Raw genomic sequence first — 23,220 nt, 5'->3', positions numbered from 1 at the left:
TCTGATCCGGCGGGGTCTTGGTGTTCCTCCAGGGATGCCGAGGCCCCGCCGCTTAGCATCGACCGGATATGAACCTGGCTGCAGCAGACACCACCGACGTCCCGAAGTGGGCGTCCAACGCGTTCCTCCAGTTCGTCGATGCCTGGCAAGCACCGATCACGATCGTCATCACGATCCTCGCGGCGATCATCCTCCGGCTGATCCTCCGTCGCATGATCAAGCAGGTCGTCGACCGCATCGTGAACGGCGTCAAGAAGCGTCAGGGAGCGGCCGACACCCAGGCCCTCATCGCCTCACCCGTGCAGACCGCGCGGGTCGTGCAACGGACCCGGACGCTCGGAAGCGTGCTCGAGAACCTCGCCACCGTGGTCGTCGTCGTGATCGCGCTCGTGATCATCGCGACGGCGCTGTGGAAGGGCGCCGCGGTCGGCATCGTCGGTGGTGCGTCCCTCGTCGCAGCCGGCCTCGCCGTCGGCGCCCAGTCCATCGTGAAGGACCTGCTGTCCGGCATCTTCATGATCCTCGAGGACCAGGCCGGCGTCGGTGACGTCGTCGACACCGGTCAGGCCACCGGCGTCGTCGAGAACGTCGGGCTGCGCGTCATGCAGATCCGCGACGTGAACGGCATCCTGTGGTTCGTACCGAACGGCCAGATCCTGCGCGTCGGCAACCTGTCGCAGGGCTGGTCGCGCGTGCTCGTCGACATCACCGTGCCCTACGACACCGACATCGACGCCGTGCAGGACGCCCTGCTCAAGGCCGCCGTCACGATGTCGCAGGAGTCCCGCTGGCGGCAGCGGATCGTCGAGAAGCCGGAGATCTGGGGCCTGCAGTCGATCACCGACGCCGGCATGGTCTTCCGCCTCGTCGTGAAGACCCGCGCGTCCGAGCTGGACGTCGTCGGCCGGGAGCTCCGCACCCGCCTGAAGCACGCCGTGGACGAACTCGGCATCACCCTGCCGGCGATGGCGATGATCATGCCCGAGGGTTGGGAGAACGCCACCTCGATCAATGGCCTGCGCACCGTCCGGACCCAGCCGACGCCGGCCCCCACGAAGCCCCGGCGGCCCAAGCGCAACATCCTCGGGCAGCCGATCCGCACCGACGACCCCGACAGCGGGAAGGACCCCCGATGACCGACCCCACACCCCCGAGCGGCACAGGCGGCCCCGGAGCACGCGGCTCGCTCGGCATGCCCGGCGCCCCCGGGATGCCAGGCTCGGTCGGCGTCCCGGCGCAGCCGATCACCCTGCGCGTCGGGGAGCACGGCGCCTCGGCCACCGGGTCGCTGTACGAGCGGATCGGCGGTGCTCCGACCTTCGACCGGCTCGTCCGGCGCTTCTACGAGGGCGTGCAGCAGGACGAGGTCATCTGGCCGATGTACCCGGCCGACGACCTCGAGGGTGCGATCTGGCGCCTCTCCGCGTTCCTGCAGCAGTACTGGGGCGGCCCGGGCACCTACAGCGAGCAGCGCGGCCACCCCCGTCTGCGGATGCGGCACAACCCGTTCCGCATCACGTCCGAGGCGCGGGAGCGCTGGCTCCACCACATGCACGAGGCGGTCGAGTCGCTCGAGCTCGCGCCCCTCGACGAAGCCGAGCTCTGGGGCTACCTCGACCGCGCTGCCCACGCGATGACGAACACCTTCGACTGACACACGCCCGGCGCGACGCCGGCGTGTCGTCGAGACGCCGCCGAATCCGGGGGCGTCTCGACGCTCCCGCGGCGTCTCCCGCTGACGCCGGCGTGCAGTGATCGTCACGAGCGGCGGACGGGAGGCCCGTGGCGGCGCCGCCACGGGCCTCCCGTCCGCCGGTTCCCACGTTCTCGTACCCTCTGAACGCCGGCGTGTCCGTCCGACGCCGCCATGTGCGTTCCACGTCTCCGAATTCGGCGGCGTCTCGCGGAACCGGCGGCGTGTTTGCGAAACGACGTCGCCTTCGGGAGGCAGCTCCGTCAGCGCACGTACGAGCCGGAGGCGAGGTCCTCGACCAGGGACGGCCGCGACGGCCGCCAGCCGAAGGCCGACCGGGCGTGCGCGCCGGACGCCTCCTGGTGCAGCAGCAGGGCGTCGGCGAAGTCCCGCCCGAGCCGTTCGCGGCTCGCGTCCACGCTCTCGGCGACGACCGGTGCACCGTGAGCCCCGGCCTCGGCGATCTGCCGGACGGTCGGGTTGTCGCCGGTCGCGGCGACGATGTACCCGTCGGGCTCGCCGCGGTGCAGCGCGAGGACGTAGAGCTCGCCGAGGTCGTCGATGTGCACCGTCGTCCACCGCTGCGAGCCGTCGCCCACCAGCCGCACCGGCTGCTCGCCGTCGCTGACGAACATCGCCGGGATGCCGGCGCCGCGCCCGTAGACGATGCCAGGGGCGACGATGGCGCTCCGCACGTCGCTCGCCCGCAGCAGGGCCTCGTTCGGTCCGCGCCAGGCGGTCAACGCCGGCGGGTCGATCGGCGACTGCTCGGAGATGTCCGTCGAGCCACCGAAGGTGAAGATGCCGCCGGTGTGCACGAACGGCTTCGGTGTGCCGGCCAGGGCACCGATCGCGGTGCGGATGAAGTCCGGGTCGACGCCGGGCGCCGATGCCGTGTGGACGACGCCCTCGCTCTCGTGCAGCAGGCGTTCGACGACGTCGGTGTCGGTGACGTCGCCGACCAGGGCCCGGCCACCGGCGTCACGGACGTGCTGGGCCTTCTCGTCGGACCGGACGAGCGCGGTGACCTCGTCGCCGTGGGCCACGAGGGAGCGGAGGACAGAGGAGCCGATGTAGCCGGACGCACCGGTGAGGAAGACGTGCATGCGGCCAGCCAACCACGGCGCCCGGGCGGCGTGGTCGGCGTCCTCGTCGACCGCGGCGTCGCGGTCGTCGTCGTTAGGAGCTCAGGGTCCAGGCGCGGCGCTTGACGAGCACGTGGCCGCGCGAGGTCGTGAGTCGGCTCCACGGACCCGTCTCGAACAGGCGGACCGGGTCGTGCCCGAGGAACCCGAGGCTCTCCCCCGCGAAGCCCGCACCGGCGGGCAGGTGCTCGACGCCGGGGACCGGTCGGCCCCAGACCTCGGCGCGGATTCGCCGGACGATTGCCTCGCCCGCGTTGGACGGCACGGCGTCGGCGACCTCGGCGATGCCGTCGCGTGTGGCGCGGCGGAGGAGTTCCGGTGAGACGTCCGGCAGCGGGACCCAGCCACCGCGGGGCGGCGAGATGGCTGCCCACGTCACGGTGTGCACCTCGTGCGGCAGCTCGACCTCGATCGGGGTGGCCCGCGTGGGGTCGGCCCCCTCGGCGTGTTCGGCGTCCTGCGCCTCGGCCAGCAGGCGGAGACGCTCGAGGAGCGACTGCAGCGGGACCACGGTGTCGATCGACGCCGGCTCGGTGAGCGAGAACGTGCGGAGGCCGAGCACCGTCGGCAGTTCGTCGAGCAGCCCGAGCGGGTAGAGGATCGCCGTGTAGACGGCCAGGACGCCGGAGTCGGCGATGAGCCGGACCGAGCCGTCCTCGATCCGAGCGGCACGTCCGAGGTACGTGCGGAGGTCACCGAGTGAGGCGGCGTCGGGAAGCGTGAACGAGTTGCCCATGTCGCCACCGATCCTACCGGCCGTCGATGCCGCAGCACCTGAGCGCGACGACCTGCGACGGCGGCGGGCAGCCGTTCGTAGACTGCACAGCGTGAACGGCGAACCCGACTTCCTGCGGACCCTGCGACTCGAGGACACCGGCGCGAGCACGGGCGAGACGATCCTGACCGGTGCCAGCCACTGGTCCCCCGGTGGACGGGTGTTCGGCGGGCAGGTGCTGGCGCAGTGCATCGTCGCCGCGCAGCGCACGATCGAGGGACGCGACGTCCACTCGATGCACGGCTACTTCCTGCGGCCCGGCGACATCGACGTGCCGATCACCTTCGGGGTCGAGCGCATCCACGACGGCCGGTCGTTCGCGGCCCGACGTGTGCAGGCGTACCAGCGGGGTGTCCCGATCTTCTCGATGATCGCGTCGTTCCAGGTGCCGGACACCGGCATCGAGCACCAGGACCCGTACCCGGTGGACACCCCGGACCCGGAGTCCCTGCCGTCGGCCGCGTCGATCCTGTCCGCGATCGACCACCCGGTCGCACGTGCCTGGGCCGCGCGGTCCATCGACCTGCGCCACGTCGAGGGACCGGTGTTCGTCGACGTGCAGGGCGAGCACGTGCCGCACCAGGCGGTCTGGTTCCGCGTGCAGGGCGACCTGCCGGACGACCCGGCGCTCCACCGTGCGGTGCTCGGGTACGCGAGCGACCTGTCGATCCTCGAGCCGATCATGCGGCGGCACGGCGTCGCCTGGGGCACCCCGGGGGTCAAGAGCGCGAGCCTCGACCACGCCATGTGGTGGCACCGCGACGGTCGCGCCGACGAGTGGATCCTGTACACGCAGGAGTCCCCGAGCGCACAGGGCGGACGGGGACTCGCGTTCGGCCGGATGTTCTCCCGCGACGGGCAGCTGCTGGCCACCGTCGCCCAGGAGGGCATGATGCGGGTGCCTACGGCCGGCTGAACTGCACCGGCTCCTCGAGGTAGCGCTCGCACGCGGCACGCTCGGTGTCGGTCAGTCGACGCGGACGGTTCGTCGCCGCGTCGACCATCACGAGTGCCGTCGTCGCCCGGGTGTACAGGACGGCGGGGTGCTGCCCCACCGGCGACCAGACCTCGTACGAGACGTCGATGCTCGCGCCCCCGAGCCGCCCGATCCACATCTGGATGTCGAGCGGTTGGCGGAGGTACGGGATCGACGCCAGGTACTCCAGGCGCTGGCCGGCGATCACCGTCATGGTGCCGGAACCCGGCCGACCGTCGATGATCGGCTCGGGTAGGTCACCGTCGGGGTCCTCACCGGGGTCGGCACCCCAGAACCCCACGATGCGCGCCTCTTCGAGGAGGCGCAGCATCGCGGAGTTGTTGACGTGACCGTAGGCGTCGATGTCGCTCCACCGCATGCGGATGGGAGCGTGCAGTCTCGCCACGAGGGTCAGTCGCGGGTGAGCTTGCGGTACGTCGCGCGACCGGGCTTCGCGGCATCGGCACCGAGGCGCTCGATCTTGTTCTCCTCGTAGGCCTCGAAGTTGCCCTCGAACCAGTACCAGTTCGGCGTGCCGTCCTCGTTGAGGCCCTCCCACGCCAGGATGTGCGTGGCGATGCGGTCGAGGAACCACCGGTCGTGGGTGATGACCACGGCGCAACCGGGGTACTCGAGCAGGGCGTTCTCGAGACTGCCGAGCGTCTCGACGTCCAGGTCGTTGGTCGGCTCGTCGAGGAGCAGCAGGTTGCCGCCCTGCTTGAGCGTCAGCGCCAGGTTCAGACGGTTGCGCTCACCACCGGACAGGATGCCGGCGCGCTTCTGCTGGTCCGGGCCCTTGAAGCCGAACTGCGACACGTACGCGCGGGACGGGATCTCGGTCTTGCCGACCTGGATGTAGTCGAGTCCGTCGGACACGACCTCCCACAGGTTCTTGTTCGGGTCGATGCCACCACGGCTCTGGTCGACGTACGAGATGTCGACCGTGTCGCCGATCTTCAGCGTGCCGCCGTCGAGGGGCTCGAGGCCGACGATCGTCTTGAAGAGCGTGGTCTTGCCGACACCGTTCGGGCCGATGACACCGACGATGCCGTTGCGGGGCAGCGTGAACGACAGGTCGCCGATGATGACGCGCTCACCGAACTGCTTGCGCAGGTGCTCGGCGTCGATGACCTGCGAACCCAGACGCGGGCCGACCGGGATCACGATCTCTTCGAAGTCGAGCTTGCGGGTGCGCTCGGCCTCGGTGACCATCTCCTCGTACCGGGCGAGACGGGCCTTCGACTTCGCCTGACGGCCCTTGGTGTTGCTCCGGACCCAGTCGAGCTCCGAGGACAGGCGCTTCGCGAGCTTGGCGTCCTTCTTGCCCTGGACCTCGAGACGAGCACGCTTCTTCTCGAGGTAGGTCGAGTAGTTGCCCTCGTACGGGTACAGGCGGCCACGGTCGACCTCGGCGATCCACTGGGCGACGTGGTCCAGGAAGTACCGGTCGTGGGTCACGGCGAGGACGGCACCGTGGTACTGCTGCAGGTGCTGCTCGAGCCAGAGCACGCTCTCGGCGTCGAGGTGGTTGGTGGGCTCGTCGAGGAGGAGCAGATCGGGCTTCTGGAGCAGCAGCTTGCAGAGCGCGACGCGGCGCTTCTCACCACCGGACAGGTGGGTGACGAGTTCGTCCCCCGGGGGGCACTGCAGCGCGGCCATGGCCTGCTCGAGCTGGGAGTCGAGGTCCCACGCGTCGGCGGCGTCGATGTCCTCCTGCAGGGTGCCCATCTCGGCCAGGAGCGCGTCGAAGTCGGCGTCCGGCTCGGCCATGAGCGCCGAGATCTCGTTGAAGCGCGCGAGCTTGCCGTGGATCTCGCCCACGCCTTCCTGCACGTTCTCGAGCACGGTCTTGCTCTCGTCGAGCTCCGGCTCCTGCATGAGGATGCCGACGCTGAAGCCCGGCGTGAGCTTCGCCTCGCCGTTGGACGGCTGGTCGAGACCCGCCATGATCTTCAGGATCGTCGACTTGCCCGCACCGTTCGGTCCGACGACGCCGATCTTGGCACCGGGGAGGAACGACATCGTGACGTCGTCGAGGATCAGCTTGTCGCCGACCGCCTTGCGGGCGCGGACCATCTGGTAGATGTACTCAGCCATATCGGCCCCAAGTGTAGTGACACCGCCGGAGCACCGCTCGCCCGACGCCGGATCGCCGCTTCCCGCACCTGTACGAACAAGCCTGTTGTTCGTGACACGGACGACGTAGCTTGGCCTCACCCCGCTACCTCGGGCCCGTCGCCCACCACGACGAGGACCAGGATCAGGACCACGGACAGGACGAGGACCATGACCACGCACACGACCACGACCCCGTCGCGGCTCCGCCGCCTCGCGCTCCCCTTCGTCGGAGCGATCGCACTCACCGTCGCGCTCATCGCCCCGGTGTCGCCGGCATCGGCCGCCGGTGCCGTGCCTAAGGGCAGCCCCTACCTGCTGTACACGGCGAGCATCAGCGCCAACGGCACGGGCACCGGCTACTCGTCGTACATCAACGTGCACGACGCCCACAACAACGCCTACTCGTTCGGGATCCAGTCGGACAAGGGCTCCCCGCAGAGCAAGGGCAAGCCGCGCTACATCTGGGAGCGCGTGCAGAACGGCAAGTTCACCTACGGCTACCTGGGCCTGGCCACCAACAAGCTCACGCCCATCGGCATGCGCTGGTACAAGAACGACGTCGCGACGATGATCGTGAACCACAAGACGATCGGCACCCTCAAGCTCAACCTCGACGGTCGCCTGTTCTTCAACGCCGAGGCCAACGCCCGCCTGAACGGTGACGTCGTGCACTCGACGGTGCAGAACACCCGCATCACGGTCGGTGACCGCAAGTCGAACACCGGCCTGAACGGCAAGTGGGACACGAGCTTCTCGTTCCACGGGCTGAAGGCGAAGCAGACCAACAGCCCGCGGGTGCAGGGCGCCAGCTTCAAGATCGACGGCCGCGTGACCGGGCTGCCCCGAGGCGGCAACTGGGACACCGCCCAGGTCTCCGGCATCGGGATGATCGCCCAGAAGTGGTGACCGACGCGACGCGGTGAACCGCACGCGCACCCGGCGGCCTGATCCGCACCCTGACTCCGGTCGGCGTGCGGGTCAGGCCGCTTCGGCGTCGTGGGCGTGGTCGTCGAGGGGCGGCGCGGGGTCCCAGGGGGCGGCGTCCTGTTCGAGGACGTGCTCGGACGGCCCCGCGGGCTCCTCGCCGTCGCCGGGCGGCGGTGCCCCGTGCACCCCGTCGACGTCGCCGTCACCGTCACCGTCCGGACCGTGCTCGGTCGCCGGTGCGTGGTCGTGCGAACCGTCCGACTCCGCGCCGTGGTCCGCCCCCTGACCAGCGCCGTGCCCCGCGGGGTCACGGACCTCGCCGGTGCGGGGGTCCACCCCGCGCAGGCCACCCTGCCCCGAGGTGCCGTCGCCGACCTGCCGCGGCACCCGCAGCCAGTTGCTGATCCCCCACGCCAGGTCGTGGCCGATGCCGTCGGCGTCGATCTCGACCGAGGTTCCGCCGCGACCGTCGCGTTCCCACGTACGGATGCGGACCCGGCCGGCGACGACGATCCGGTCGCCCTTCTTCAGGGACTTGTACACGTTCGACGCGAGCGACCGGAACGCGGTGACGGTGTACCAGTTGGTGGCGCCGTTGACCCAGGCGGCGGTGGCCCGGTCCCAGCGGCGCGAGGGTGAGGCGAGTCGGAGACTCGTGATGGCGATGCCGGTCTCGGTGACGAGGTGCCGGGGCTCGGTGGCGACGATTCCGCAGACGGTGATGATGTCGTTCATGCGTCGATCGTCACGGAGCCCGGGGCCGCGTCAGCGACCCCGGGCTCGATCTGTGGCGTGTGGACCCGATCAGGTGACCTGGGGAGGACGAGTCCCCCGGGCCTCCTGTCCGGACCCGGTCAGTGCGCTCGGAACTCGGGCCGGGCGGCCAACGGTCCGAGCGCGGCGTGGACCGCGCCCTTCGCGGACTCGAGGGACGGGTACGGCCCGCCCACCCGTCGTCGTCCGTAGAGCTCGACCTGGAACCCGTCCGCCGCGCGGTGGATGCTGCCCACCGCTCCGGCCGGACCGATTGCGACCCAGGTTCCCGTGTTGTCCGTCATGTTCGAACCACCTCCTTGTGGCCCTGCCGCCCCGGGGTCAGGACGCCAGGATGTACTGACTGTAGGCCTTCCGCACCTTGTTCACCTTGGGCAGCGCGACTGCGAGGCAGTAGCCCTGTCCGGGGTTCTTCGCGAAGAAGTCCTGGTGGTACTCCTCTGCCGTCCAGAACGTCGAGAGCGGCTCGATGGTGGTGACGATGCCGCCGTCCCAGATGTCCGACGCCCGCTCGATCGCGCGCTCGGACAGCTCGCGCTGCGCGTCGTCGGCCGGGAACATCGCCGAGCGGTACTGCGTGCCGACGTCGGCCCCCTGGCGGTTCAGCTGCCGGGGGTCGTGCAGCGTGAAGAAGACGTCGAGGATCACGTCGGCCGGGATCATCGACTCGTCGAACGTCACCGCGACCGCCTCGGCATGCCCCGTCCTCCCGGTGCACACCAGTTCGTACGAGGGCTCCTCGACCCGTCCGCCGACGTAGCCGGACACCACGTCCTGCACACCCTGGAGCGTGCGGTACACGGCGTCGAGACACCAGAAACATCCACCTGCGAGCACGAACGTGGTCATGGCCACAACCTCTCTCCGGGCTGCCCGTGCAGCCCCGTCGTTCCTCCACAACAGTGTGTGCGGAGACCCTGTTCCCCAGATCGGACGTTGCCCCTCGGCGTGTCGGTGGTCCCCCGTAGCGTCGGCACCACACCGACCAGGAGGCCAGCGATGCAGACCATCACCGATCCCGCACTGCGGATCCGCACCGTCCCGCTGGCCCGCGCCCGGGGCGACTACCGCATCCTCGACGTCCGCGACGACCTGAGCCGGGTCACCCGGGCCAACGGTGAGATCGTCGGGTACGTCGACCGCATCGACGTCGCCGGTGACACCGCCTACCGTGCCCGCCGGTACGTCGCGACCGAGCGCCGGTTCGTCGAGCTGCCGAGCGTGTGGTCCGCCGACGACGCCGTGGACACCCTGCGCTGGTCATGATGTTCCACATTGGAATCATCTGCACCGGGATGCACGGAACGCCGTCCGGCCTCCCCGACGCCTGACCGTTCCGTGGGTATGGTGCGCGCATGGACTGGTGGAACGACCTGACCGACTGGACTTCGTCCGACACGGGTTGGCGGGTGCTCTCGGGCGCTGTGATCCCCTTCGTCGCCATCGTCGTGGCGGGCGTCATCGCGGCGCTCATCGGGCGCAGCGCGACCAAGCGGGTCGTGGCGCTCCAGGAGCGGGAATCGAAGAACGCGGCCGTCGCCGCGATCCTGACGGCTGCGCGCAAGGCAGCGGCATGGGGATCGCTCGGACACGACGAGCGTGCGTACGCTGACCACCTCGCCGAGGACGCCGACATCCGGCTGCGCCTGCTCCCCGTGCAGGGTGCGCCGCTGGCCGCGAACTGGGCCCAGCACGAGATCGCCGACATCAAGAAGAACTCGTCGACGTTCAGCTTCCAGGCGGACCAGTCCCTCGCCGAGTTCCGTGACCGCCTGCTCGACTGGCAGGCGCGACCGAGCCGTGCGCGCAAGCTCTTCAAGGCCGACCTCGAGCGCTGGAAGTTCGAGTCCCCGGACCCCGACGCCGACCTGATCAAGCGCCAGCAGGACTGGAACGCCGACCAGGCCGAGGCCCCTCGCACGCAGGCACAGTCCCCGGCGCCGGCTGCGGCCGCTCCCGCCGAGCGTCCCACCCCGACGACGACCTCGCTGCGTCCGGCCCAGCGCCCCGCGTCCGCACCCTCGACTCCTCCGGCGCCGACCGCTGCAGCTGCCACAGCCGGTGCTGCCGCGCCCGCTGCGTCTGCCGGTGCCGCCGGCGGGACGACCCCGTCGTTCTCCGTGAACCGTGGCGCGGGCACGAACCCGAACCGCGGCAGCGCCGACCAGAACGCCACGCGCTCCTTCGGTGACAACACCACTCGCGTCTACGGCAACGACGAGGCTGCACCCCCGGTCCGTCCGGCGCTCGGTACCCCGACCTCGCCCGCCCGCTCCGTCCAGGGCCGCGGCACGGACGACACCGAGGTCGTGGACGACGACAGCGCCACGCGGGCCTTCGGCGACGCGAGCGCCACCCGCGCACCCGGCGACGCGAGCGCCACCCGCGCCTTCGGCGACACCGACCGCGCACCGCGGAACGACCGTCCGTCCTCGTCCGACCGCCCCGTCGCGACGCCCACCGCGGCCGACGCCCACGTCAACCGGGCGCCCGCGAACGACGTCCCGCCCGCATCGGCACCCCGGGTCGACTCCCCCGGCGCGACGAACACCACGTCCGTCCCGACGCGTCTGAACCAGGTCCCCGCCGAGCCGGCCGACGCGAACGAGACCTCGGAGGCGCCGTACACGCAGCCGATCAGCGCCGCCGAACTCCGACGCCGCGCCGCGGACGACGACGAGTAACCACCCCCCCCCACGACGAGAACAGGGCCGCCATCCGGAGAGGATGGCGGCCCTGTTCGTCTTCGGCGCCCCCGGCAGGAATCGAACCCGCGGCACGGTGGGTAGAAACCACCTGCTCTATCCACTGAGCTACGGAGGCGAGCAGCGTCGATTGTAGCGGCGAGCAGCCCCCGGACGCTCGATGCGCGCCCCACCGCGTCGCCGTGACAGGACCCGGCGGTCGCCCAACGGTCGGCCGCCGTCTGCTCCCCGTTCCCCTCCGCGACACCCGCGCTTCGTAGCGTCCGGAGCATGCGCACCACCGGTTCCGTCCTCGCCGTCGTGCCCGCACGTGCCGGGTCGAAGGGGATCCCCGGCAAGAACCTGCGCACGGTCGCGGGTCGTTCGCTGGTCCGGCGAGCGGTCGACTCGGCACGACGTGCCACCCGCATCGACGAGGTCGTCGTCACGACCGACGGTGACGCCATCGCTGCCGAGGCGGTCGCCGCCGGTGCCGCCGTGGTCCGCCGTCCGGCCGAGCTCGCCGGTGACGAGGCGTCCTCGGAGTCCGCCCTGCTGCACGTCCTCGACGCGATCAGCACGCCGCTGCCCGAGGTCCTCGTCTTCCTGCAGGCGACCTCGCCGTTCATCGACCCGGCCGACCTCGACGCCGCCGTCGCGCGCGTGGTCGACGGGCACGCCGACGCGGTGTTCGCCGCCACGCCGTCGCACGCGTTCCTGTGGCGGACCGCCCCGGACGGCACCGCGGTGGCGGTGAACCACGACGCTGCGACCAGGCCCCGCCGGCAGGACCGGGAGCCCGAGTACCGCGAGACCGGTGCCTTCTACGTCATGCGGACGGCGGGGTTCCTCGAGAACCGGCACCGGTTCCACGGCCGCGTCGAGCTGGCCGTCGTCGACGGTGCCGGCGCGATCGACATCGACGACGAGGCCGACCTGGCCCTCGCCGAAGCCCTCGCCGAAGCGCCCGCCCCCACCACGACCCGAGACCCATCCCCGACGCGGGCCACCCCCGCACCGAACGGAGCACCATGACCGTCACCATCGGTACGTCCACGATCGGCGCGGGCCACCCCGCGTACCTCATCGGCGAGATCGGCCTCAACCACAACGGCGACGTCGACATCGCGAAGCAGCTCATCGACGTCGCGGCCGACGCGGGCCTGCAGGCCGTGAAGTTCCAGAAGCGCACCCCCGCGATCTCCACGCCGGAGCACATGAAGAACACCCCGCGCAGCACCCCGTGGGGCGACATGACCTACCTGGAGTACCGCTACCGCGTCGAGTTCGACCGCGACCAGTACATCGAGATCGGCGACCACGCGACCCTCCGCGGGCTCGACTGGTTCGCGTCGCCGTGGGACGAGCCGTCGGTCGACTTCCTCGAGGACCTCAACGTCGTCGCGTACAAGATCGCCTCGGCGTCCGTCACCGACCTCGGCATGCTCGCCGCCGTCGCCGCGACCGGCAAGCCCGTCATCCTGTCGACCGGCATGTCCACGCTCGAGCAGATCGACGCCGCCGTCGAGGCCCTCGGCACCGACCGCCTCGTCCTCATGCACGCGACGTCGACCTACCCGCTGCCGGCCGAGGAGGCGAACCTCCGCATGATCGACACCCTCGCCCACCGCTACGCGGGCGTCCCCGTCGGCTACTCCGGCCACGAGCCCGGCCTGCAGATCTCCATCGCCGCGGTCGCCCTCGGTGCCACGGCCGTCGAGCGCCACATCACGCTCGACCGCACGATGTGGGGCTCCGACCACGCCGCGTCGCTCGAGCCGCACGGCCTGAAGACGCTCGCCCGCGACATCCGCATCATCGAGACCGCCCTCGGCGACGGCGTGAAGCGCATCTTCCCCGGCGAGCAGGCACCGCTCGCGAAGCTGCGTCGCGTCGGCGCGTGAGCGAATGCAGTCCCCATCCGACCACCGGCGAGCAGGCACCGCTCGCGAAGCTGCGTCGCGTCGGCGCGTGACCGGCCCGGTCGACGGGACCAGCGCCTTGGACGCGCCGGCTGACGGCGGTGGGTCGACGGTCGGACTGGAGGCGCGCCTCCCGTCCGACGCGTCACCACGCGTCCGACGGGTGGTCGGCCTGGTCGACACCGACTCGTTCGCGAAGTGGGGCGCCCACCTGCTGGCGAGCGCACCGGCGGACTGGGACCTGGAGCTGCGCACCGTGGCGACCCCGCGGTCGGCGAGCCCAAAGCAGCTGCGGTCGGCGTTCCGCGGGCTCGACCACAGACTCGCCCACCTGCACCGCGAACCGCCCGCTCCGAAGGACGTCGACGCCGTCGTCGAGGAGCTCCGACAGGACCCGCCGGACGCCGTCCTCGTGTCGTTGATCGGACCGGTGGCCGAGCTCGTGATCGACGAGGTGCACCGGCGGATCCCGAATCGGCCGGTGCTGGTGTCGGGGCTGCCGGGGATCTCGTTCCCGTCGAAGTGGAAGGGCATCTTCTTCCGTGCCCGGGCCGACCTGTTCGTGCTGCACAGCCACCGCGAGGTCCGCGCGTACGAGGAGATGGCGCGCGAGGGCGGCGTCGAGCCGCACTTCGCGCTCGCCACGCTGCCGTTCGCGCGGGGTGCCGGCGCGACCGGCGGTGTCGGCGGTGTCGGCGGTGTCGGCGCGACCGTCCGCGACTCCGTCGTCTTCGCGGCGCAGCCGAGTGTGCCGTTCGAGCGGGCCGACCGGGCACTCGTCGTGCGGTGGCTCGTGGACACGGCGCGGGCGCACCCGGAGTGGCGCGTCGTCATCAAGACGCGCGCCGCGGCCGGCGAGCACCAGACGCACCGCGAGGAGCACCCGTACCCGGACCTGGTGCCCCCGGACGCGCCGACCAACCTCGTGGTCGAGAGCGGACCGATGGCCGAGCACCTCGACCGTGCGGTGGCGCTCGTGACGATCAGCTCGACCGCGGTGCTCGAGGCGGCGGCACGGGGCGTCCCCGCGCTCACGCTGACCGACTTCGGGATCGGGCGGCACCTGATCAACGAGGTGTTCGCGGGGAGCGGCCTCGAGGGTGACGCCGTCGACCTGGTTGACGGACGGTTCGGTGTCGTCCGGCCGGAGTGGATGCGGGACAACTACTTCCACCCGGCCGCGGAGGACGACTGGCAGCACCGGCTCGTGGAGCTCATGGCCCGACGGGACGCCGGCACACTGGTGGACCGGGCACCCGCTCGGCGGAGTCGCGGTGGGGTGCTGCGCCGCGCGTGGGAGCGGAAGAACGCCCTCGGTGGGGCCGATCGCAGTCCGCTCGGGCTGGTGGCACTGGGCATCGGGGCGCCGATCCGGGGCGCGAAGCGTCTGGCACGACGCGTGCGGGCGCTGATCGATCCGCCGGAGCCCGTCGTGGTGGCGGCGCCGACGTCGCAGCGTGCGGGGGCGCGGGCCGCTGTGCCCGTGCCGGGGACCGCCGCGGCGGCGGCTGCCCCGGCCGCGGCGGCGGCTCGTTCAGAGCGCCTTGGCCACCGCGAGCAGGAGTTGGTCACGGGTCGGGACGCCGGGTGAACGGAAGACCTCGGTGCCGTCGTCCTGCCGCACGATGATCGTGGGCGTGGACCGGATACCGAGGTCTTCCGCGTCGTCGGGGTGTGCCGCCACGTCGCGTTCGGTCACGGTGAGCCCGGGGACGAGCGCCGACGCCTCGGCCGACACCCGGCGGGCGGCGGCACACGGCGCACAGAAGGCGGACGTCCAGAGGTCGAGCTGCATGTGGTCCTGCAACGCGGCGGGTGGGGGTTCTACTCCCGGTCGAACTCGCCGCTGCGGTCGCCGCGGTCCTGCAGGTCGTCGACCGGGTCGGACTCGCCGGGCTCGTAGGTGAACTCGACCGAGATCTGGTCGAGGACCTGGCGGGACTTGGTGGCGCGGTAGGTGAAGGCCGTCTGCAGGCCCTCGACGTCGGCGAACACCGTGACCTCGTCGTCCAGCGCGTCGCTCGTGGCGGTGCGGGTGTCGGTCGTGCCGTCGAAGGGGCCGCCGTGGAAGATCGCGGTGTACTCGTCGCCTTCGTGGATGGTGATGTCGCTCATGCCTCCCTTCTACCAGGCGGCGGCTGGTGCAGTCTGTCCAGCACGTCGTTGCGTTATCCATAGCACGGCTATATAGTTCAGCTATGGAAACACCACGTGAGCAGGCGATCGAGACCCTCCTCGTCTCCGTCAACCGCCTGATCCGCAGCGCCGTCCAGTCGACGGGCAACACCACGTCCACCGCGGTCTGGCGCACGCTGGGCATCCTCGAGACCGACGAACCCCTGCGACTCGGCGAGCTGGCCACCGCCTCCCGTGTGGCGCAGCCCACGATGACCCGACTCGTCGCCGGCATGCTCGCCGACGGCCTGGTCAGCCGCAGCGTCGACCCGGACGACTCCCGCGGGCAGCTCATCGAACTCACCGAGGCCGGACGCGAACGGCTCGCTTCCTGGCGCTCCACCCTCACCAGCACGGTCGGTCCGTTGTTCGCCGACCTGACCGACGACGACTGGGACGTCCTGCACCACGCGGCGAACCTGATCGCCCAGCGCACCCGGACAACCCCCAACGGAACGGAGATCCCCGCGTGAACGCCCACGCACCCGCCGGCCAGTCCGGCTCCATCTTCAAGCAGTCGTCCGCGGTCTGGGCGATCGCCTTCGCCTGCGTCGTCGCGTTCATGGGCATCGGGCTCGTCGATCCGATCCTCCCGGCGATCGCGGCGTCCCTCAAGGCGACCCCCGCGCAGACCGAACTGCTCTTCACGAGCTACCTCGCCGTCACCGGCGTCGCGATGTTCTTCACCAGCTGGGTCTCCAGCCGCATCGGCGCGAAGCGCACCCTGCTCATCGGACTCGCCCTGATCGTGCTCTTCTCGGTGCTCGCCGCGACGTCGAACAGCGTGTGGAGCATCATCGACTTCCGTGCCGGCTGGGGCCTCGGCAACGCGCTCTTCATCTCCACCGCGCTCGCGACCATCGTCGGAGCGGCGTCTGGCGGCACCGCCTCGGCGATCATCCTGTACGAGGCAGCGCTCGGCCTCGGCATCGCCGTCGGTCCCCTCGTCGGAGGTCTGCTCGGCTCGGTGAGCTGGCGCGGCCCGTTCTTCGGCGTCACGACCCTGATGGCCGTCGCGTTCATCGCCATCGTCGCCCTGCTGAAGACCGGCAGCCTCGAGAAGCCCACGCCGACGAAGCTCTCCGCTCCCTTCCGCGCCCTGACCCGTCCGGCACTCGCAGCCCTCGCCGCGACCGCGCTGTTCTACAACATCGGCTTCTTCGTCCTGCTGGCGTACACGCCGTTCCCGCTCGGCTTCGGCGCGCTCGGCATCGGGTTCACGTTCTTCGGCTGGGGTGTCGGTCTCGCCATCACGTCGGTGTGGGTCGCCCCGATGCTCACCGCCCGTCTCCGGAGGACGACGGTGCTGAAGATCGCGCTGCCACTGCTCGCGCTCGACCTGTTCGCCGCGGCCCTCGTCGTGCGGTCCCAGGTCGGCCTGATCATCTGCGTCGTCATCGGCGGCCTCGTGCTCGGTGTCCTGAACACCGTGCTCACCGAGTGCGTCATGGAGGCCACCGACCTCCCCCGCTCCGTCGCCTCGAGCGCCTACTCCGCCGTCCGCTTCATCGGCGGCGCCATCGCCCCGCCTGTCGCGACCCTGCTCGCCGACGCGTACTCCCCCTCGGCCGCCTACGTCTTCGCGGGTGCTTCCGTCGCGGTCGCCTTCGTCGTGATCCTCTGCACCACCAGGGTCCTGCGCCGCGTCGACGACGGTCCCGAGCCGGAGCGCGTCGAGGCCGAGGCCATCACCGCCGGCGAAATGGCCTAGCCGCCGGGGTGCGGGGGCGCGGGGGCGCCTTCCCCCTTCTCCCACTTCTCCCACTTCTCCACGAACGGGCGAAATGCCGGAGTGTCCCCCGTGGGCACCCCGGCATTTCGCCCGTTCGTGCGTCCGCGCGTGCGCTCGCTTACCCCTCGTTCCACGCTCCACCCGCGAGCGGGCGAAATGCCCGGCCTCGACCGCAGAGCGACTCCGGCATTTCGCCCGCTCGCGCGGGGCTGGCCAGAACCGAGCGGCAGGCGGGGTGGAGGGCGACTGCCGGGAGGCGCGGGTCGGCCTGCCGGGGTCGCCACGGGCCTCCAGGCGGTCGCTTTGCGGCGCTCGCGGTTCGCGTCCCGGACGAGCGGGCGAAACATCCGGGTCCGTCCACGGGGTGGCCGTGGCATTTCGCCCGCTCGGCTGGACGCGGGCGGGCGGAGCCGCGACCGCAGCGCGGCCGCAGTCGGCGAGCGGGCGGAATACCGCGGTCCCTACGTGGGGCAACCGCGGCATTTCGCCCGCTCGTGGTGAGGAGGCGGGAGCGGGCGAGATCGGCGCGGCAGGCGGGGTGAAGGGCGACCGCCTGGAGGCGCGGGGCGGCCTGCCGGGGCTGCTACGAGCCTCCAGACGGTCGTCTGCAGTGCTCGCGGCTTCGTCGCGGACGAGCGGGCGGAACACCCGGGTGCGGCCGCAGGGCGACCGCGGCATTTCGCCCGCTCGCGCATCCGACGCACGGAACGCACAGAACGGGCGGGCACGGACAGGCGGGCGCAGCTGCACGTACGGGACGAACGCAGGGCGGGAATAGGATCGGGGACATGGCAACCGCGAATGACCGCCTCGTCTGGATCGACTGCGAGATGACCGGCCTCGACCTCGAGGTCGACGAACTCGTCGAGGTGGCCGTGGTCATCACCGACTTCGACCTCGAGCCCGTGCACCCCGGGTTCGACATCGTCATCAAGCCGGACCAGTCGGCGCTCGACAACATGAACGAGTTCGTGACGAACATGCACGTCACCTCGGGCCTCATCGAGGAGATCCCGAACGGCGTGAGCCTGGCGGACGCCGAGTACCAGGTGCTCGAGTACATCCTCGAGCACGTCCCCGCCGAGGGCTCCGCCCCTCTGGCCGGCAACACCATCGGCACCGACCGTGCGTTCCTGTCGAAGTACATGCCGCGGGTCGACGGACACCTGCACTACCGCAGCGTCGACGTGTCGAGCATCAAGGAGCTCTGCCGCCGCTGGTTCCCCCGCGTGTACTTCAACGCGCCGGAGAAGCACGGTGGGCACCGGGCCCTCGCGGACATCCTCGAGTCGATCCGAGAGCTCGAGTACTACCGCCGCGCCGGCTTCGTCGCCGAGCCCGGCCCGAGCACCGACGACGTGCGTGCCGTGCAGGCCGACGTCGTGGCGAAGTGGGAGTCACGGCTGGCGCAGCCCGCGGCCGAGTAGCGACACGGGTGGTCCGCACCCCGTCCCGCATGTACTACTATTGAGTGGTCGCGCCGGTCCGCCGGTACGAACATGGTGGATATAGCTCAGTTGGTAGAGCGCCTGGTTGTGGTCTAGGAGGTCGCGGGTTCGAGACCCGTTATTCACCCCAGTCGAGGGAGAGTCCTGTTGCGTGTGACGCAACCGGGGCTCTCCCTCAGTGTTTTTCCGGGCGGCTCCGGCGCCGTGCGGCTTCGCCCCGAGTGGTGAGCCACGAGTAGTGAGCCGCGAGTGATCAGCGCGGTGTGGGACGATCCACCCGTGATGGAGATGTCCGCCGACGCGTTCGAGCAACTCGTGACCGACGAACTCGACCTGCTCCCCGACGAGATGGTCGACGGGCTCGACAACGTGGTGTTCGTCGTCGAGGACGAACCGGAGAACGGCGAAGAGCTCTTCGGCGTGTACGACGGCATCGCAGCCACCGAGCGCGGGCAGTACGGCTTCGGCGAGCTGCCCGACCGCATCGTGGTGTTCCGGAAGCAGCACCTGGCCGAGTGCGACACCGTCGAGGAGCTCAAGGACGAGGTGCACACCACCCTCGTGCACGAGATCGGCCACTTCTACGGGATCGACGACGAGCGGCTGCACGAGCTCGGCTGGGCGTAGCGGCCAGCGACGCGCCCGCGCACCCGCACCCGCAGCAGCCCCGGCAGCCAGCGCCACCTCAGAACCGCGTCGGCCCCACCTCGTGGTACTTCTCCCACGCCCCCACCGGCCCCCGCCCGTGCAGCGCGTACTCCCCCACGAGCCGCTCCTTGTAGACCGCCGGGTTGTGCGACGCCACCACCCGGGCGTTCCGCCAGTGCCGGTCCAGCCCACGCGTCCGGTCGGCCGCTGACGCCCCGCCGACCTCGAACAACTCGGACGCCGACCGCAGCACCCGCGGCCCGATCTCGACCTGCGCCTGGTACACGGCGTTCTCGGCCGCGTCGAGCAGCACGCGGTCGACGCCGACCCCGGGCTCGTTCGTCGCGACGACCCCGTCGAGCAGCCCCGCGGCGGCGACGACGAGTGACCGGGCGGTGAACGCCCCGGCCGACACCCGCCCGAGCACCGAGAGCACCTGCGGGTCCTCCCCCGGCACGGCCGCGTTGGCGTGGATGTACGTGCGGGTCCGTGGTCGCACGAAGGCCACGGCATCGTCCGACACGGCCTGCCCGATCCCGGCGAGGACCGCCAACAGGTACAGCTGGTAGAAGGCCTGGATGTGCGACAGCGGGGCGTCCCGGTACGCCGACACCACCGACGGGTCGACCGACACCCCGTCGAACACCGTGGTGCCGGACGCCGTCAGCCGCTGCCCGAACCCGTCCCAGTCGTCGATGCTCGTCACGCCCGGCGCGGAGGCGTCGACGGCGAACGTCACGCGCTCCCCGTCACGGTCGGCCGCCAGGTAGATCCAGTCCGCGTAGAGCGTGCCGGTCGAGTAGTACTTCGTGCCGTCGAGTCGCGCCGCCCCGGGCCCGGACGGCGTCACCGTCGTCGAGATGTCGGCCAGGGTCGTCCCGGTCCGCTCCGAGGTCGCGTTCCCGATGATCGCTCCGTCGACGATGCGCTGGAGCCACTCGTCCCGGCCGGCGGAGGACGGCCGCAGCAGCACCAGTTCGGTGTACCCGAAGTGGCCTCGCCACAGGTGCGCGATGTTCGAGTCCGCCGCCGCCAGGTCCGCCACCAGGTGCGCGAGTTCGACCAGCGTCACGCCGAAGCCGCCGCGGTCCTCCGGCACGCGCAACCGCCCGAACCCCGCGTCGGCGAGCGCCCGGACCTCGGCGTGCGGCAGCGGCCGGTCGCCGGGCGTCCCGGACGCGAGCTCACGCTCGACCGCGCCGTCGCGGATGGTCGCGAACACGGGCGCGAAGCGTTCGCGCAGGGTCGCCAGACGGTCGGCCGGGAGGCCCGCCACACGTCCGTCGGTCGTCGTCGCGGCCGTCACGCGGGCACCTCCACCGCGCGGCTCGCGTCGTCCGCGTGGGCTGCGGTCACGCCGGCGCCGCCCGAGAACGCTCCGCGCCACTGCCGGGCGGGGTGCGAGTCCGGCAGCTGTGCGTGGCCGAAGAGCTTCTCGCGCAGGGTGCCCTCGCGGTACTCGGACTGCATCAGTCCGCGCTCCTGCAGGGTCGGCGCGATGTGGTCGACGAACTCCTCGTACGATCCGGGCAGCGTCCAGTTGATGACGTTCACGCCGTCGACGCCCACCCGCTGCCAGTCGGCGAGCTCGTCGGCGATCTGCTCCGGCGTCCCGACGACCCGGGCGCGGAGCTTCGCGGACAACCGGGCGAGGTCGGCGATGGTCGGTTCGCGGTCCCCGGCGGCCTCGCGGAGCCACTGCAGGTGCGACTGTCCGGCGTGGGTGCGGACCTCGGACAGCGGGGTGTCCGGGTCGAGGGGCTCGCCGGTGTCCGGGTCGAAGCCGAGGTTCGAGTGCACCAGGAACCCGTCGGCCGCCAGGTACTCGTCGATCTCCGCTTCCTTCGCCTTCGCCTCGGCCTCGGTGGAGCCGGTGACGAAGGTCAGGCCGAGGAAGAACGCGATGTCGTCCCGCTGCCGACCGGCGGCCTCGGCCAGGTCGCGGGTCTCGCGGATGAGCTGTTCGGTGGCGTCCCGGTTCGAGGTCAGGATGAACTGGGCCTCGGCGTTCCGGGCGGCGAAGGCACGGCCGGCCGGCGACGACCCGGCCTGGAACAGCACCGGGGTCCGCTGCGGCGACGGTGCCGACAGGTGCGGGCCCTGCACGTCGTAGCGCTTGCCGTGGTGGTCGATGCGGTGCACCCTGTCGGGGTCGGCGTAGCCGCGGACTGGGTCCTTCAGCACAGCGCCGTCCTCCCACGAGCCCTCCCAGAGCTTCGCGCAGACCTCGAGGTACTCCTCGGCCCAGACGTAGCGCTCGTCGTGCTCCTCGAGCCGGTCGGCCCCGAAGTTCCGGGCGGCGCTGTCGAGGGCGCTCGTGACGACGTTCCAGCCGATGCGGCCCCGAGTGATGTGGTCGAGCGTGGAGACCTTGCGGGCGAAGTCGAACGGGTGCGCCTGGATGACGCTCGAGGTGAACGCGAGCCCGAGGTGCTCGGTCGACACGGCGAGCGCGGAGAGCAGCACGGAGGGGTCGTTCGAGGGGATCTGCAGCCCCTCGCGCAGGTTGGTCGAGTAGTCGCCGCGCCCGGGGCCGTAGGTCCCGACGACGTCGGCGAAGAACATCGCGTCGAATTTGCCGCGCTCGAGGGTCTTCGCCAGGTCGGTCCACAGCGTCACGTCGTCGAAGTCCGCCTGCCGGGCGTCGGGGTGCCGCCACAGCCCGTGCTGGATGTGCGAGGTCGTGTTCATGACGAAGGCCGCGAAGCGCAGCGGGCGGTTCGGTGCATCGCTCATGCGTCCCATCGTGGTCGGCGGGCACCGCCCGACGACAGCGACGTGACCTCCCGTTACGCGCGGTGTTCCCCGCGGCCCTGGACGCGACCATGCTCCTGAGGCATGCCGAGCCAGACCACCCTCACCGCGCCTCCAGGCCGTCCCGCTGCACCGTCGACCAGCGCGACCCGTCGTCGGGTCGCCCTCGCGTCGTTCGTCGGCACGACCGTCGAGTACTACGACTTCTACCTCTACGCGACGGCCTCGGCGCTGGTGTTCGCACCGACGTTCTTCCCGTCCGTGACACCGGCCGTCGGGGTCATCGCGTCGTTCGCGACCTACGGCGTCGGGTTCGTGGCGCGGCCGCTCGGCGGGGTGATCGCCGGCCACCTGGGTGACCGGATCGGGCGGAAGAAGCTGCTCGTCGCGTCGCTGGTGCTGATGGGCATCGCGTCCACCTTGATCGGGGTCATCCCGTCGGCCGCGACCATCGGTGTCGGCGCCGTCGTGGCGCTCGTGTTCCTGCGGCTGCTGCAGGGCGTCGCGGCCGGTGCGGAGTGGGGCGGCTCCGCGCTGCTGTCCGTCGAGCACGCACCGGAACGGCACCGGGGGCTGTTCGGGGCGTTCACGCAGATGGGGTCGGCCGGTGGGATGCTCCTGGCGACCGGGGTCTTCACGCTCGTGCGGTCGCCGCTCGGCACCGAGGTGTTCCTGGCTTGGGGCTGGCGGCTGCCGTTCCTGTTCTCGGCGGTGATCGTGGCGGTCGGGCTCGTCATCCGGCTCGGTGTGCAGGACGCCCCGGTGTTCCAGGAGCTGCGCGCCTCTGGCGGGGTCGAGCGGTTCCCGGTGTGGCAGGCGATCCGGCAGCACCCGCGGTCGATCCTGGTGACGGCGGGCCTGCGCCTCGTGCAGCCGGCGCTGTACTCGATCCTGACGACGTACTCGCTGACCTACCTCGGCAACGTGCGGGGGCCATCGGGCTCGGACGCGGGGCTGCAGGCCGTGCTCGTGATCTCGGCCGTGTCGCTCGTGTCCACGCCGTTCTGGGGGTGGCTGTCCGACCGGGTCGGGCGGCGGGTGCTCACGATCTGGTCGGCGGTGGGCATCGCGGTGCTCATCTGGCCGTTCTTCGCGTTCCTCGACGCCGGGCCGCTCGTGCTGCTGCCGCTCGTGGCGCTGATCGGGATGTGCGTGTTCCACGACAGCATCTACGGGCCGCAGGCGGCGTGGTTCGCGGAACAGTTCCCGACCGGGCGGCGGTACTCGGGGATGTCGCTCGGGTACCAGATCGGGTCGATCTTCTCGGTCGGGCTGACGCCGCTGCTGGCCGCGGTGTTCGTGCAGCTCGGGGGTGGGTCGCCGTGGATCCTGTGCGGGTACCTCGGGGTGTACGCGGTGCTGACGATCGTGGCGGCGGTGTTCGCGGTGGATCCGCGGGCGGTGGCGCGGCGGGAGGCGCGGGCGGGCGCGGCGGGCGCGGGCGCGGGC

At 71.2% G+C, this 23,220-nt stretch carries 25 protein-coding genes and 2 tRNA genes; 15 read left to right on the top strand and 12 right to left on the bottom strand.

The window, feature by feature from the left end:
* Positions 1 to 68: 68 nt before the first annotated feature.
* Together HP445_RS01140 and HP445_RS01135 are read left to right on the top strand one after the other, a co-directional pair.
* Positions 69 to 1,136, top strand: a complete 1,068-nt coding sequence (locus tag HP445_RS01140) for a mechanosensitive ion channel family protein (RefSeq protein WP_111224150.1) — start codon at positions 69 to 71, stop codon at positions 1,134 to 1,136.
* 56 nt (positions 1,137 to 1,192) lie between these two features.
* Positions 1,193 to 1,654, top strand: a complete 462-nt coding sequence (locus HP445_RS01135; protein WP_241660472.1) for a globin — start codon at positions 1,193 to 1,195, stop codon at positions 1,652 to 1,654.
* 302 nt (positions 1,655 to 1,956) lie between these two features.
* Here HP445_RS01135 and HP445_RS01130 read toward each other — a convergent pair whose 3' ends face one another.
* Together HP445_RS01130 and HP445_RS01125 are read right to left on the bottom strand one after the other, a co-directional pair.
* Positions 1,957 to 2,799, bottom strand: a complete 843-nt coding sequence (locus tag HP445_RS01130) for an NAD-dependent epimerase/dehydratase family protein (RefSeq protein ID WP_128781274.1) — start codon at positions 2,797 to 2,799, stop codon at positions 1,957 to 1,959.
* A 73-nt stretch (positions 2,800 to 2,872) separates the two neighbouring features.
* Complete coding sequence (locus HP445_RS01125; protein WP_071405518.1) at positions 2,873 to 3,574, bottom strand: DUF8185 domain-containing protein; 702 nt, start codon at positions 3,572 to 3,574, stop codon at positions 2,873 to 2,875.
* 91 nt (positions 3,575 to 3,665) lie between these two features.
* On the opposite strand from HP445_RS01125, the gene HP445_RS01120 reads away from it, so the two are divergent.
* The gene (locus HP445_RS01120; RefSeq protein WP_111030580.1) at positions 3,666 to 4,529 is read left to right on the top strand and encodes an acyl-CoA thioesterase; all 864 of its coding nucleotides are present in this window, start codon (positions 3,666 to 3,668) and stop codon (positions 4,527 to 4,529) included.
* Here HP445_RS01120 and HP445_RS01115 read toward each other — a convergent pair.
* Together HP445_RS01115 and ettA are read right to left on the bottom strand one after the other, a co-directional pair.
* The gene (locus HP445_RS01115; protein ID WP_071405517.1) at positions 4,516 to 4,968 is read right to left on the bottom strand and encodes an acyl-CoA thioesterase; all 453 of its coding nucleotides are present in this window, start codon (positions 4,966 to 4,968) and stop codon (positions 4,516 to 4,518) included. The two genes, HP445_RS01120 and HP445_RS01115, sit on opposite strands and share 14 nt — an antisense overlap.
* A gap of 32 nt (positions 4,969 to 5,000) precedes the next feature.
* Positions 5,001 to 6,686, bottom strand: a complete 1,686-nt coding sequence (gene ettA, locus HP445_RS01110; RefSeq protein WP_111030561.1) for an energy-dependent translational throttle protein EttA — start codon at positions 6,684 to 6,686, stop codon at positions 5,001 to 5,003.
* 189 nt (positions 6,687 to 6,875) lie between these two features.
* Between ettA and HP445_RS01105 the strand changes: the two genes are divergently transcribed.
* Complete coding sequence (locus tag HP445_RS01105) at positions 6,876 to 7,613, top strand: hypothetical protein (RefSeq protein ID WP_111033444.1); 738 nt, start codon at positions 6,876 to 6,878, stop codon at positions 7,611 to 7,613.
* A gap of 72 nt (positions 7,614 to 7,685) precedes the next feature.
* Here the strand turns inward: HP445_RS01105 and HP445_RS01100 are convergent, their stop codons facing one another.
* The 3 genes from HP445_RS01100 to msrA all read right to left on the bottom strand — a co-directional run bounded on the left by HP445_RS01100 (position 7,686) and on the right by msrA (position 9,257).
* Positions 7,686 to 8,369: a single-stranded DNA-binding protein gene (locus tag HP445_RS01100; RefSeq protein ID WP_128781273.1), complete on the bottom strand. Its 684-nt coding sequence runs from the start codon at positions 8,367 to 8,369 to the stop codon at positions 7,686 to 7,688.
* A gap of 119 nt (positions 8,370 to 8,488) precedes the next feature.
* Positions 8,489 to 8,692, bottom strand: coding sequence for a methyltransferase (locus HP445_RS01095; RefSeq protein WP_128781272.1), 204 nt, complete (start codon positions 8,690 to 8,692; stop codon positions 8,489 to 8,491).
* A 37-nt stretch (positions 8,693 to 8,729) separates the two neighbouring features.
* Positions 8,730 to 9,257: a peptide-methionine (S)-S-oxide reductase MsrA gene (gene msrA, locus HP445_RS01090; RefSeq protein ID WP_128781271.1), complete on the bottom strand. Its 528-nt coding sequence runs from the start codon at positions 9,255 to 9,257 to the stop codon at positions 8,730 to 8,732.
* Between the two features lie 150 nt (positions 9,258 to 9,407).
* Between msrA and HP445_RS01085 the strand changes: the two genes are divergently transcribed.
* Together HP445_RS01085 and HP445_RS01080 are read left to right on the top strand one after the other, a co-directional pair.
* On the top strand, positions 9,408 to 9,674 hold the full coding sequence (locus HP445_RS01085; protein WP_128781270.1) for a hypothetical protein: 267 nt from the start codon (positions 9,408 to 9,410) through the stop codon (positions 9,672 to 9,674).
* An 89-nt stretch (positions 9,675 to 9,763) separates the two neighbouring features.
* Positions 9,764 to 11,092 (top strand): hypothetical protein, encoded by a 1,329-nt coding sequence (locus tag HP445_RS01080; RefSeq protein WP_128781269.1) that lies wholly within the window; start codon positions 9,764 to 9,766, stop codon positions 11,090 to 11,092.
* Positions 11,093 to 11,158: 66 nt separating this feature from the next.
* Here HP445_RS01080 and HP445_RS01075 read toward each other — a convergent pair.
* Positions 11,159 to 11,231: transfer RNA gene (locus HP445_RS01075), tRNA-Arg, on the bottom strand.
* Between the two features lie 152 nt (positions 11,232 to 11,383).
* On the opposite strand from HP445_RS01075, the gene HP445_RS01070 reads away from it, so the two are divergent.
* From HP445_RS01070 to HP445_RS01060, 3 genes are all read left to right on the top strand, one after another.
* On the top strand, positions 11,384 to 12,127 hold the full coding sequence (locus HP445_RS01070; RefSeq protein ID WP_128781268.1) for an acylneuraminate cytidylyltransferase family protein: 744 nt from the start codon (positions 11,384 to 11,386) through the stop codon (positions 12,125 to 12,127).
* Positions 12,124 to 12,996: an N-acetylneuraminate synthase family protein gene (locus HP445_RS01065; RefSeq protein WP_071405510.1), complete on the top strand. Its 873-nt coding sequence runs from the start codon at positions 12,124 to 12,126 to the stop codon at positions 12,994 to 12,996. The genes HP445_RS01070 and HP445_RS01065 overlap by 4 nt, the downstream gene beginning before the upstream one ends.
* A gap of 67 nt (positions 12,997 to 13,063) precedes the next feature.
* A complete protein-coding gene (locus tag HP445_RS01060) occupies positions 13,064 to 14,605 on the top strand; it encodes a DUF6716 putative glycosyltransferase (protein ID WP_128781267.1) in 1,542 nt (513 codons plus the stop codon).
* Here HP445_RS01060 and HP445_RS01055 read toward each other — a convergent pair.
* Positions 14,549 to 14,809 carry a thioredoxin family protein gene (locus HP445_RS01055; protein WP_027464648.1) on the bottom strand — a complete coding sequence of 87 codons (261 nt, stop codon included), beginning with the start codon at positions 14,807 to 14,809 and terminating at the stop codon, positions 14,549 to 14,551. The genes HP445_RS01060 and HP445_RS01055 overlap by 57 nt on opposite strands.
* A 29-nt stretch (positions 14,810 to 14,838) precedes the next feature.
* Positions 14,839 to 15,129 (bottom strand): hypothetical protein, encoded by a 291-nt coding sequence (locus HP445_RS01050; protein ID WP_071405508.1) that lies wholly within the window; start codon positions 15,127 to 15,129, stop codon positions 14,839 to 14,841.
* 83 nt (positions 15,130 to 15,212) lie between these two features.
* Between HP445_RS01050 and HP445_RS01045 the strand changes: the two genes are divergently transcribed.
* The 5 genes from HP445_RS01045 to HP445_RS01025 all read left to right on the top strand — a co-directional run bounded on the left by HP445_RS01045 (position 15,213) and on the right by HP445_RS01025 (position 18,996).
* Positions 15,213 to 15,662, top strand: a complete 450-nt coding sequence (locus tag HP445_RS01045; RefSeq protein WP_128781266.1) for a MarR family winged helix-turn-helix transcriptional regulator — start codon at positions 15,213 to 15,215, stop codon at positions 15,660 to 15,662.
* Positions 15,659 to 16,900: an MFS transporter gene (locus tag HP445_RS01040; protein WP_128781265.1), complete on the top strand. Its 1,242-nt coding sequence runs from the start codon at positions 15,659 to 15,661 to the stop codon at positions 16,898 to 16,900. Before HP445_RS01045 ends, HP445_RS01040 begins: the two co-directional genes overlap by 4 nt.
* Before the next feature lie 809 nt (positions 16,901 to 17,709).
* Positions 17,710 to 18,348 carry an oligoribonuclease gene (orn, locus tag HP445_RS01035; protein ID WP_111224161.1) on the top strand — a complete coding sequence of 213 codons (639 nt, stop codon included), beginning with the start codon at positions 17,710 to 17,712 and terminating at the stop codon, positions 18,346 to 18,348.
* Between the two features lie 75 nt (positions 18,349 to 18,423).
* Positions 18,424 to 18,499: transfer RNA gene (locus HP445_RS01030), tRNA-His, on the top strand.
* Between the two features lie 152 nt (positions 18,500 to 18,651).
* Entirely contained in the window at positions 18,652 to 18,996 is a 345-nt protein-coding gene (locus HP445_RS01025; RefSeq protein ID WP_035807616.1) for a metallopeptidase family protein, read from the top strand.
* A 58-nt stretch (positions 18,997 to 19,054) separates the two neighbouring features.
* On the opposite strand, the gene HP445_RS01020 is transcribed toward HP445_RS01025, so the two are convergent.
* Together HP445_RS01020 and HP445_RS01015 are read right to left on the bottom strand one after the other, a co-directional pair.
* Positions 19,055 to 20,323 carry an acyl-CoA dehydrogenase family protein gene (locus tag HP445_RS01020; RefSeq protein ID WP_128781264.1) on the bottom strand — a complete coding sequence of 423 codons (1,269 nt, stop codon included), beginning with the start codon at positions 20,321 to 20,323 and terminating at the stop codon, positions 19,055 to 19,057.
* On the bottom strand, positions 20,320 to 21,753 hold the full coding sequence (locus HP445_RS01015; protein ID WP_128781263.1) for an LLM class flavin-dependent oxidoreductase: 1,434 nt from the start codon (positions 21,751 to 21,753) through the stop codon (positions 20,320 to 20,322). The genes HP445_RS01020 and HP445_RS01015 overlap by 4 nt, the downstream gene beginning before the upstream one ends.
* A gap of 102 nt (positions 21,754 to 21,855) precedes the next feature.
* Between HP445_RS01015 and HP445_RS01010 the strand changes: the two genes are divergently transcribed.
* On the top strand, positions 21,856 to 23,220 hold a 1,365-nt coding region (locus tag HP445_RS01010), incomplete at its 3' end, for an MFS transporter (RefSeq protein ID WP_175330761.1).

This window comes from Curtobacterium flaccumfaciens, assembly GCF_013359815.1.
Classification (GTDB): Bacteria; Actinomycetota; Actinomycetes; order Actinomycetales; family Microbacteriaceae; genus Curtobacterium; species Curtobacterium flaccumfaciens.
This window is presented reverse-complemented; position numbering and strand designations above follow the sequence as displayed.